Source organism: Sphingobium tyrosinilyticum (assembly GCF_042654265.1).
Lineage (GTDB): Bacteria > Pseudomonadota > Alphaproteobacteria > Sphingomonadales > Sphingomonadaceae > Sphingobium > Sphingobium tyrosinilyticum.
This window is the reverse complement of the sequence record NZ_JBHSFZ010000016.1, coordinates 27093-38028: the sequence shown is the minus strand read 5'-3', so window position 1 is coordinate 38028 and position 10936 is coordinate 27093. Positions and strand designations below refer to the sequence as shown.

7 protein-coding genes and 1 pseudogene are annotated in these 10936 nt (G+C 59.4%); 5 read left to right on the top strand and 3 right to left on the bottom strand.

Annotation, left to right across the window (positions count from 1 at the left end; all coding sequences use genetic code 11):
• The first annotated feature begins 1812 nt into the window (after window positions 1-1812).
• The 4 genes and pseudogenes from ACFO3E_RS09660 to ACFO3E_RS09645 form a co-directional block, all read left to right on the top strand.
• The gene (locus ACFO3E_RS09660) at window positions 1813-2937 is read left to right on the top strand and encodes a DNA topoisomerase IB (RefSeq protein WP_380804198.1); all 1125 of its coding nucleotides are present in this window, start codon (window positions 1813-1815) and stop codon (window positions 2935-2937) included.
• 226 nt (window positions 2938-3163) lie between these two features.
• Window positions 3164-3550, top strand: coding sequence for a DUF1003 domain-containing protein (locus ACFO3E_RS09655; protein ID WP_225870652.1), 387 nt, complete (start codon window positions 3164-3166; stop codon window positions 3548-3550).
• 114 nt (window positions 3551-3664) lie between these two features.
• On the top strand, window positions 3665-4465 hold the full coding sequence (locus ACFO3E_RS09650) for a DUF6766 family protein (protein WP_380804196.1): 801 nt from the start codon (window positions 3665-3667) through the stop codon (window positions 4463-4465).
• A gap of 17 nt (window positions 4466-4482) precedes the next feature.
• Window positions 4483-4785 (top strand): annotated as a pseudogene (locus ACFO3E_RS09645) (site-specific integrase); the annotation flags it as partial.
• 76 nt (window positions 4786-4861) lie between these two features.
• Here the strand turns inward: ACFO3E_RS09645 and ACFO3E_RS09640 are convergent.
• Complete coding sequence (locus tag ACFO3E_RS09640) at window positions 4862-5764, bottom strand: TauD/TfdA dioxygenase family protein (protein ID WP_066530047.1); 903 nt, start codon at window positions 5762-5764, stop codon at window positions 4862-4864.
• Window positions 5765-6041: 277 nt separating this feature from the next.
• Between ACFO3E_RS09640 and ACFO3E_RS09635 the strand changes: the two genes are divergently transcribed.
• Complete coding sequence (locus ACFO3E_RS09635; RefSeq protein WP_380804193.1) at window positions 6042-7793, top strand: N-acyl-D-amino-acid deacylase family protein; 1752 nt, start codon at window positions 6042-6044, stop codon at window positions 7791-7793.
• Between the two features lie 29 nt (window positions 7794-7822).
• On the opposite strand, the gene ACFO3E_RS09630 is transcribed toward ACFO3E_RS09635, so the two are convergent.
• Complete coding sequence (locus ACFO3E_RS09630) at window positions 7823-8860, bottom strand: helix-turn-helix transcriptional regulator (RefSeq protein ID WP_380804190.1); 1038 nt, start codon at window positions 8858-8860, stop codon at window positions 7823-7825.
• Between the two features lie 465 nt (window positions 8861-9325).
• Window positions 9326-10927: a GMC family oxidoreductase gene (locus ACFO3E_RS09625; RefSeq protein ID WP_380804187.1), complete on the bottom strand. Its 1602-nt coding sequence runs from the start codon at window positions 10925-10927 to the stop codon at window positions 9326-9328.
• Window positions 10928-10936 lie beyond the last annotated feature (9 nt).

Here is a 10936-nt window from a genome sequence, read left to right as displayed (position 1 = left end):
GCTCTTGATGGCGAAGAACGGCAGCATCTGCGAGCGCCGCAGCCCCTTACGAAGTACGACCTCGCCGGTCGCGCTGATACCGTGAATCTGAAAAACGTTCTTGGCCAAATCCAGGCCGATCGTGCTAATCTCCCTGGCGTTGGCTCCTTGCTCGGGTTTGCATGACAGCAAACCCATCTTGGCACTTAGATGCCGTGAGCGGGAGCCATCCACCTCACCGCTTTTCTCCATAGGGTCCTGGAGATCGAAAATTGGTCCGCGTGCAAATAAGAGGCGCGTTCGACCAGATTGCCGGGTGCCGCGTTTCGCACCATTTTGTTTGTGCCCCGGGGCCATTCTGGCGCATGAGTGAGGGCGCAGGGTTCGGCGCGGCGCCCTCCAAGATCGGAGCCTCAAGGGGTGCGGGTGGTTGTCTCGCTTGTTCCTGAGGATGTTGCTGAGGTGCCGCTAGCTCCCGATGTCGAGCTACCACCGGTGGTCGTAGCCCCACCTGTCGCGGCGGTCGAGCCTCCCTGCGCCCCACCACCGACCGAGCCTCCTGCCGCAACCTGCTGCTGAACCACTTGCGCTAGTTCCGAGCTTGCAACCTTTGCAGTACAGGCCGCCTGGCCGCCAGTCGAAACCGATAACACGTTGACAGACACGCCGCACACATTAGCGGCTACCTCAATTGGAATCTGCGCGTTGACCGGGATATTCGCACGATCGACCTAAAGCCTGACCGATAGGTCGTTGAGAACGTTCTGAAGATTCACGTTAACAAGGGCAGGAATGCCGCTGCTAGTACCCCCCGACGGGCTGGAAGCACCGCTAGCCACGCTGCCAGTACCCGCAGCTGTGCCCGTTTCGTTCGTTGTTCCCGATGCCGCTGGCGGGGCGGTACTACCTGCGCTGGCCGTTCCGCCATCGTCGCCATTGCAAGCAGTCATCGCAAACACCAAGGCGCAAGGGGCGATGGTCCGATAAAGTTTCTGACGCATCCGGTACTCCTTTTTATAACTTATGGTTGGGTGTTGGAAGGTTGAGACGTGACACCTGCCGGAGCTGTCGCTTCGCTCGTCGGTGTTGCGCCGCTGGGCGCTGTAAGGCCTGTTTGGGCGCCGTTCGTTGCCTGAGACCCGCCCTGGGCACCGCCCCCCACCGAGCCCCCGGCCGCCATCTGCTGCTGAACAACCTGCGCGAGTTCGGGTGACGCGGTATTCGCGGTGCAATTTGCCTGTCCGCCTGTTGAGGCTGACAGCACGTTGATCGACACCCCGCACACGTTCACGGCGAGCGAAATCGGGATCTGAGCGTTGATAGGAACATTTGCCTTGTCGAGGTTTAAGCGCACAGCAAGATCATTGAGGACGTTACGGAGATCCACGTTAACGAGCGATGGCACCTTCCCTGCTAGCCCTCCAGCCATCGATCCGGCCGAACTGACTCCAGAGCCTCCCCCGTTGCAAGCGACTAGCAACAAGCCACTTGCAACGACTGCTAAGCCTTTGATGTGCATAAATTCCTCCCTACGTGTCCGATGCAAAAGCAACCAGTGCGAAATGGTTCAGCAAAAGCTGCCACGCTCTCGCTTGCTGCTCATCATCGTAAAAGACAGCGGGATCCGACGCAGGAAACTCCCATCTAATTGCAACGGGAAGCCAGGGCCATCGTGGTCGGAGCCAGGATGCGCATCAGTGTTGCAGTTGAGAGGCCTGGGCGCTTTGGCTTGAAAGGTTCGCCTGTCCCCAGTCGTTCATTCGCCGCAGACTTCGAGGCCAACAACCAGAGCATTGCTATGGAACTGACAGCAGCCCCGAGTGATTTCTCAGCATGGTGCTCGGAACCTCAACTCACGTAGCTGGCGATCAAGAGAACGGGACGATTGTCGACGCGCGGGAAGCTGCAGAGGTGGCGGGACTCGTTTACACGAGTGACGAAGACGCGGGGATCAGGCGTCTCAAGCGCGGAAAAGGTTTTCAGTATCTTTCGCCTCACGGGACGCCGGTCAAGGATGCTGAAACGCTTTCGCGCATTCGCAAGCTAGCCATCCCACCGGCTTATAAGGATGTTTGGGTCTGCCCGGACGCCAACGGCCATCTTCAGGCAACGGGCCGGGATGCAAAAGGCCGCAAGCAATATCGGTATCATGAAAAATTCCGGGAGATACGCGACAGTACAAAATACGAGCATCTGCTCGATTTTGCTGCTGCTCTACCCAGTATACGCGCGAGGGTTGATGAACATCTCGCGCTCAAAGGCCTGCCTCGCGAGAAGGTGCTCGCAGCCGTCGTTCGCCTACTGGAAACAACGATGATCCGCGTCGGGAATGCTGATTACGCCAAGCAGAACAAGAGCTATGGGCTGACGACACTGCGTGACCGTCATGTGGACGTGAGCGGCTCGGAACTGCGGTTTCAATTCAAAGGCAAGAGTGGAAAGCAATGGCGGCTCACGCTTCGGGACCGCAGAATAGCGAAGATCGTGAAAGCCAGCCAGGATCTTCCCGGACAGCACCTCTTTCAGTATCTCGATGAGGGCGGGGAACGGCGCGAGGTGACGTCCGGAGATATCAATGGATATCTGAAGGAGATCTCCGGCCGCGAGGTCACGGCGAAGGATTTTCGAACCTGGAGCGGCACGGTGCTCGCGGCGCTTGCGCTAGCAGAACTGGAGAAGGTCGATAGCCAGGCCGCAGCAAAGCGCAACATTCGATCAGCCATCGAGAAGGTTGCCGCACGGCTCGGGAATACGCCGACCGTGTGCAGGAAATGCTACATTCATCCGGAGATATTCGACAGTTATTTGAGTGACACCCTCATCCTAGAAGCCCGGGTGGAAGTGGAAAAGGAGCTGCGTGAAGAATTGGTGCACCTAACGCCGGAAGAAACTCTCGTACTTTCCTTTCTTCAACGCCGGTTGACGTCAAAGCAAGCGCTTGAGGAAAGATCCACATGAAGCGATGCAACAAAGTCCAGGTAAAATGATCCGTCATGAGCAAGCCCAAACCTCCCAGACCTGAATCAGCGGTCACAATAGCGCCTCCTGGGCCGCCCGACCTGTCTGAGGCTTTGAAACGAAATATCGCGGCGCTTGAGGACCGGCGTCGCAGCGAAGAGGGAAAGGCGAGTGCGCAGGAGAAGATCGCCGAAGCGATAACCCAGTTTACCGGTTTACCGGCAGCTTGCGGTTCGTATACCTTCATTTAGTTTTGTTCGGCGCATGGGTCGCAAGCAATTTGAACCTCATCCCTGAAATTGCCCCATTTGATCCAACCTTCGTCATTTTGGCAACCTGGGCGTCGGTCGAGGCGATCTTCCTGTCCACATTCGTTCTGATCAGCCAGAATCGAGCGGCGGCCGCGGCGGATAAGAGGGCTGATCTCGATCTTCAGATCAGCTTGTTGGCCGAACATGAGATCACCAAATTGGTCCAGTTGAATCTGGAACTGGCGCAGCATCTCGGACTGCGAAAGGCTGATGACCCGGTCATCGCCGACATTACCAGAGATGTGGCGCCCGAAGCGGTGCTGGACGAGATCGAGCAGCAGGACCGGAAGCCAGCTTCTTAGTTGAGAGCTTTGACCCTTTCATGGGCACGTGCCTTCCACAGGATAAAAGCGATCGCAACACCTGGCGCTGATCATGTCAGCGAGAGCCAGAACGATCTGCCTTGGCGATCAGGCTTGGAGCGGCTTGCTGGCATGTCTCGAAAGCCGCGGCTCTCCCTACAGATCGGCAAAAAATCAACTCTGGTTAAAAGGGTGGCCTGTCGGACCAAAGCCGTTTCACATGCGTTCTCCTTCAACGATGATGAAGGAGCGCGTCTTATGAGACTGTTGCGGGACAATGGTCTAACGATCACCCTATTGGCGTTGTTTGCGGCCAGTATTCTGGGGCAATGGTTAACCGGCTGGCATGTGGCGCTTGAAGAAGCGTCCCGTCATCACCAGCCTGCGCTGTCGTTAGCTGCCTACACCGTGAGCCCGGATTTCCTATCCTCCGTCTTCGAAAATTGGGAAAGCGAATTCCTGCAGATGTCCGCATATGTTGTCCTCACAGCTATTTTATTTCAGCGGGGATCGGCAGAGTCGAAGGATCCCGATGATTCAGCGCGCGACGCGGATTTAGAAAGGCAGGCGCAAAGGCCAGGCGCCCCTCACATCCTCCGGTGGGGTTCTGTGTGGCAAGCAATCTACGCCCGTTCATTAGGATCAGCGTTGGCGCTGCTCTTCCTCATATCTTTCATCATCCATTGGACGCAAAGTGCTAAAGCAGCAGCCGAGAACGCAGTCCAACATGGCGAGACACCTCTCAGCACTCTGACCTATCTGGGCGACCCACAGCTCTGGTTTGAATCTTTTCAGAACTGGCAAAGTGAGTTTTTGTCCACTGCCGTTCTTGTGTTGTTGTCGATTTTTCTCAGACAACGGGAATCTCCAGAATCGAAGGCAGTGGCCGCGCCCCATTGGAAAACTGGCACTTGAGCGCCCTTAGCTTAAGCATCCGGACGCGAACCGCCGTGGTTCAGAAGAAGACCGGAAGGCCAGTCCAGCTTGAGCTGATGGACGATGCTTGAGCCAGCCTTCTTAAATAGCTTGAGTTGTGGGGTGGATCACTTGAGGATTTCGCCCTTCCGAGCCGCGCCGACCACGCGCCTCACATCAGCACACGGCAATATCATCGCCTTGTTAATGATTGGGTCACAGGAATTGGCCTGGCGAGGGAGGATTACGGCACCCATTCTCTGCGGCGAAGCAAGGCGTCCATCATATACAAAGCCACTGGAAATCTCCGCGCGGTCCAGACCTGCGACGAAGCCCTACCCCTCCTCGATTTACAGCCTCAAATCGATGTGATTGGCGCTGACGGAGGGCACCGCATCAAGCGACGAGCGCGGCGTGCGGAGAGATGGCCCGCCCGACCTTCGCCGATCCGCGCAATGTCGTCCGGTGCACGACCCGGATCACGTCAAGCGGATGCCCTTCGGCGCGGTGCATTATCCGGTAATTATCCCACAGGACGGTGTCGCCCTCCTCCCAGTCATGTTCATAAATAAACTGCGGCTGGCAGAGCTTGTCGATCAAGGTCTGGAGCAGTTCGTCACTATCCCCCTGATCCATGCCAACTATGCCTTGCAGGTTCAACGGGCAGATATTCATGATCGTGCGGCCGGTTTGCGGATGCCTCCAGACGAGCGGCCTCGCCTGCGGTGGATAATCCGGGAAGTTCATCTTCATCTCGCTAACGCGCGTGCCATTTTCCTTGCCGAAGCGGACGCGGCTGAGGTCAGTGCAAAATTCGAAACGCACTTCGAGCCCCTCGATACGGCGCTGGAGCGACTCATCGAGCGCGTCATAGGCCGCTGCGGTGTCGAGCCAGGCGGTGCGCCCGCCGATCGTCGCCTTCTCAACCATGTTGAGCAAGGCCCCGGCATTAGGCACTTCCTGGAAGGCAAGATCGGTATGCCAGGGTATCCGGCCATAGGTCGGCACGCCGTCAAACGCATAGACTGGTCCACGCGGCCCGCCCTTGTTGGTAAGGAGGATCAATTCGGGATGTTCCGGCACGCGCAGGTCGGGAATAGGGTGCGGATCCAGTTCGCCGAAGCATCGGCTGAGATTGAGCAAAAGTTCAGGGTCAATGCCGACGCGCCGGAACAGCAGCACGCCCTCCTCCTGCCACAGAGAAACGAGCTGCCGCGCTGTATCTTCATCGATTGTCTTTGAAGCATCGACGCCGATGACTTCCAACCCGATCGCGCCGAGCTTCCTTGTTTCGATCATCGCACATACCTCATTTGGCTCAGCCCAATCCTAAAATGATTGACTGCTTGATCCACCCCGTGACGGGCGACCTCGTTGTTGCGGCACCCATTGTCATGAGCCGCTTCACGAGTGTCATCATGCAAATGAATGATCGGGAGGGAGACGAGAAACTTAGGCTCATGGCTGCGATCATCCGTTTGGATGAAGGCAGGCAGGCCGTCTGTTGCTACCGTCAACGCGTAGAACAAGCAGCAATGTTCTCGCCGCAAAGGCGGCGATGGCGAGGAGCAATGGAATGAGCCGCTTCGACATCCTTATACGCAATGGCTTGGTAGTTGACGGCACCGGCGGCACGGCTCGGCGGGCCGATATCGGGGTTATCGGCGAGTGCATCGCTGCGGTGGGCAGCAATCTCGGCGATGGTGTCGAAGAGATCGATGCTACGGACATGATCGTGACGCCGGGTTTCGTCGATATTCACACACATTATGATGGGCAAGTGACGTGGGATTCGGGGCTGCGCCCATCGACCGAGCATGGTGTGACCACGGTGCTGATGGGCAATTGCGGCGTCGGCTTTGCTCCCTGCCGCGCGGAGCAGCGGGAGGGCCTCGTCCGGCTGATGGAGGGCGTGGAGGATATTCCTAACCCGGTTTTGACCGAAGGCCTGCCGTGGAACTGGGAAACCTTTCCGGAATATCTCGACAGCATCGGTAACAAGGCTTTCGACGCGGATGTCGCGGCGCTCATCCCGCACGCGGCGCTGCGCGTCTATGTCATGGGCGAGCGAGGCGAAGCGCGCGAGCCCGCGACGGCGGAAGACCGCTCTCGCATGGCGGCGTTGGTGAAGGAGGGAATTGCGGCGGGCGCGATGGGCATCGGTACGTCCCGCACGATGTTCCACCGCTCCATAGACGGTAACCTCATCCCTACGCTGACGGCCGAAGAAGTCGAACTCCAGGCGCTTGCGGACGCGATGACCGCTGCAGGCGGGGGCACATTCCAGTTCGTGAGCGATTTCTCTGACGAGGATGCCGAATTCGACATGCTGACCCGCATTGCCGGGCAGTCGGGTCGACCGATCACATTCCCCGTGAGCGGCACTGCCGAAGACCCGGACCGGAGCAACCTGTTATCGCGGATCAGCGCCGCCAACGCAGTCGGTTGCCGCATCGGCGTACAGGTTCTGGGCCGTGCGACGGGCGCTGTGATGGGGCATCAGCTTACGCTGCACCCCTTCTGCACTAGCCCGACCTACCGCTCTCTCGCGACGCTGTCGCTTGAAGAAAAGATCGCGGAGCTACGGCGGCCGGAAATCCGGGCCGCGATCCTTTCAGAGCCGTTGACGCCCGATCCAGGGAATGCCCTGACAAACTTCGTTCATGATTTCGGCCGCATCTTCCCTCTCGCCGACACACCCAATTACGAACCGCCGCTGGCCGAGAGCCTGGCGGGCCGGGCAGAGGCGCTGGGCACCACGCCCGCCAAGCTTGCCTACGATCTGCTGCTGGAACGGGATGGCAAGCGGCAGCTGTACCTGACCATCTCCAACTATGCCGAAGGCAATCTGGACGGCATGCGAAAGATAATGATGCACCCCGATGCCGTGATGGGGTTGGGCGACGGAGGTGCGCATTATGGGGCGATTTGCGATGCAAGCTACTCGACCCATCTGCTGACCCATTGGGTGCGGGATCGCGCTTATGGGCGCGTGCCACTCGAGCGCGCTGTCGTTGCCCTAACACGCGGTCCAGCTTCGCTCATCGGCCTCAACGATCGCGGCCTGCTCGCGCCCGGATACCGCGCGGACATCAACGTCATCGACCTGAAATCGCTTCGGCTGCATGCTCCCGAGGTCACGTTCGACCTTCCGGCCGGTGGACGGCGGCTGACGCAGCGGGCCGATGGCTATCATGTCACCATATTGGCCGGGGAGATCGTGTTGCGGGACGGGCAGCCTACCGGGGCGCTTCCGGGACGCCTGGTGCGCGGCCTTCGTCCAGATCCTGCGGAGCGCAAGGCGGATGCGGACCTGCAAAGGGGATGAGGCTCACATCTTTCCGATGACAGGACGGCCTATGCGGAGGTGGCAGCTGAGTTCAGTAGCGCCCGGATAAGATCGCTTTGACGATTGATTCCGGTCTTGAGGAAGATGCTTTGAAGCTGCGATCGCACTGTGTTGCGGCTGATGCCGAGTTCGGTTGCCGCTTCCTCAAGGCTTGCGCCTTTTGCCAGCTTGCTTGCAAGCAGCGCCTCGGCCGCACTTAAGCCAAAAAGGCGGGCGAGCGTCTCTGCCGGCCACGCCGCCTGAGCCGCAGGGTCGCGGAGCACCAGGATCGCCGTCCGCCGGTTGGGCTGACGCAGCGGGAAATAGCCGGGGCCCGGCCGAACGATGATCGTAAGCGGCAAGGCATGATCGCGGCGAGAGAAAGCCATCGGCACATAATTTTGCAGATCCGGCTCCGGCGCCTGGGCAAGTGCGCAGCGTTTTATCTCGGCCAGGAGCGTGCGCGTCTCCTCCGCGCTTTCAGCTTGCAATCGGCTGCCCACGACGCGCAAGCCGCCGCCGGTCGCAAGCAGGTGGTCGGCAACATCGTTGGCCATCATCAACTCCGCATCACTGCTGACAAGAGCAGCGCCGATGCGGCTGGAGTTGAGCGCAAGATCACTTAACATGCCGCGCCGTGCCAGATCCATGATGCGGTAGTAAATCTGCAAGCTGCGGCACAATGGTTCGGACAGGGACCCAAGCAGCTCTTCCTGCGGCGCAGAAAGGGGCGCACTTTTACTCTGCTCCCACAATATGATCGCTGCACTGCGTTTCTGGCTATCGGCGACGGGCAGGAGCGTCACATGCGCGCCGCCAGCCAATGCGAACTTGTGGACGCCGCTGTTCCGTTCGAACGCTGCGCTGGCGAAGAAAGCTTCGATCTCCGCTGCCATCGCGTCATCTGAATAGGCGCCCACGAAGACTCCATCGTGGGATGCACCCACCATCACCGCTGCATGGTCACAGCCGAAAACCGCGCGCGCAGCATGCGTGAAGCTGACCCATGCGGGGACCTCCGAGGCACTCGCGTATAGTGTGTTCAGCAGCGTTTCGCGGGACTGCAATGTGCCAACATCGGCAACTGGGAGGCGGCTGTTGGAGATAGCTTTGATCCTCGGATGGCGATCACGCCTAGGCAATCGTCAGACGGGCTGATCCCACGTCTAGCATCCTCATCATCCGGTGCAAGGGTCTGGCGCGCAACAGGCTAGCCTGATTGTTCGAGGGCAGCTGCGCCCAGTCCACCGTCGCTAACGGTCTATCCCTGGATTGGACAGTCGCAACCGTCGCGAGGAGCCAGGACCTATGTCGCGTCGGCTCCGCGCCAAAAAAATTGGGCGATCAAGAAGATACGCAAGTTTTTTTAAGAGCAGACGATATGAGATACGCGGCCTGTCCGGACGCAAGCCAACCGGAATTCGAATGGCGCCATTCGCCCCTCGTGCGCATAAGGACGCATTCGGCAACCGGTATTCGCCATGTCGGAGGTCTACCTGCACCGCCTATGCATATGTTCTTTCCTTCATTCCTCAACGCCCGGTGAATATCATATCTGCAGCCTTTTCCGCGATCATGATGATTGTCGCGTTGGGATCGCCGGTGGTGATACGTGGCATGATTGATCCGTCGACGACCCGCAGCCCCTCGATTCCATGGACTTGCAGTCGCGCATCCACGACGGCAAGCGCGTCCTGTCCCATGCGGCAGGTTCCGACCGCTTCATAATTGACGTTGCAGGTGCTGCGGAAAAAGGCGTCCAGGTCAGCGTCGCTCGTGCAGGACGCGCCCGGCACATATTCCTGCCCCCGCAAGTGGGCATAGGCGGGTTGCGCGAAAATCTCGCGCGCGATCCGGATGCCCCGGCGGAGCGCATCCCGATCCCGTTCCTCTGCAAGATAATTAGCATTGATAAGCGGCTTGTCCATGGGATCTGCAGAGCGCAGCTTCAATTCCCCCCGGCTCTCCGGCCGGGTGAGGATCACCAGCTTGGTGAAGCCATGTTCGCGCATCGGCCTGCCACCCGCGCCAAGCAGCATCGGGAGGTAATAATATTTCAGATCGAGTTCGTCATGCCCCGGCGCACCCGAGCGCAGATAAGCGACCGCATCGGTGCCGCTGCCGGAGAGCGGGCCGCCGCGCGTGATCATGTAGCGCAAGGCGGCGGCGGCCATCCTGATAGGACTGGCCGCTAATTTATAGTCGGAGATGGGCTCTGGACAGCCGATCTGAACTTGCGTTCCAATATGGTCATGAAGATTCTGGCCGACGCCTTTGAGGTCGATGACGGTGTTGATCCCGAGCGAATTCAGATGATCGCCATCACCAATGCCGGAAAGCATCAACAACTGGGCCGACTGGAACGTGCCCCCGCTCACGATCACCTCGCGCGCGGCGCGGACCTGGCGGGTCTCCCTGCCCTGCCGATATTCGACGCCGACAGCGCGGTGGCCGTGCAGCAGCAGCCGGGTCACATGCGCCCTCGTGCGGACGATGAGGTTGCGCCGTCCTCGCACCGGATGCAGATACGCGACGGCGGTGCTCATCCGGCGGCCGTTGCGGATGGTATGTTCAGAGGGCCCAAAACCTTCTGGCGCCGCGCCATTCTGATCATCGCTATAGGGATAACCAGCCTGCTGCGCGGCTTCGATCCACGCACGTTGGCCGGGGTTGCGGATCTCTGCGCGCGTCACCGGTAACGGGCCGCTGCCGCCGTGGAAATGGTCTTCGCCATGGGCACTGCACTCGGCGCGCCTGAAATAGCGCAGCACCTCTTCATAGGACCAGCCGCTGTTCCCGAGGTTCGCCCAACCGTTAAAAACCTCGGGACTGCCACGGCTGTAGCACATACCGTTGATGGAACTGCTGCCGCCAAGCACCTTGCCCCGTGCATCAGCCAGGATGCGATTGTCGAGATGCCGCTGCGGCGTGGTCTGATAGTGCCAGCTTGCCATCCCACCTTGCAACATAGGGAAGAAACCGGCGGGAATATGGATCAGTGGGTTGCGATCGCGCCCACCCGCTTCGAGGAGAAGGACCCGAACGGCCGCGTCCGCCGAAAGCCGGTTCGCAAGAACGCATCCCGCCGAGCCCGCGCCCACGATGATATAGTCGAATTCCGTGCCTAATTTCATGCAGTCGCT

Coding starts and splice junctions, on each gene's coding strand:
- ACFO3E_RS09660 (WP_380804198.1), top strand. CDS start 1,813: ATGGTGCTCGGAACCTCAACTCACGTAGCTGGCGATCAAGAGAACGGG.
- ACFO3E_RS09640 (WP_066530047.1), bottom strand. CDS start 5,764: ATGATCGAAACAAGGAAGCTCGGCGCGATCGGGTTGGAAGTCATCGGC.
- ACFO3E_RS09635 (WP_380804193.1), top strand. CDS start 6,042: ATGAGCCGCTTCGACATCCTTATACGCAATGGCTTGGTAGTTGACGGC.
- ACFO3E_RS09625 (WP_380804187.1), bottom strand. CDS start 10,927: ATGAAATTAGGCACGGAATTCGACTATATCATCGTGGGCGCGGGCTCG.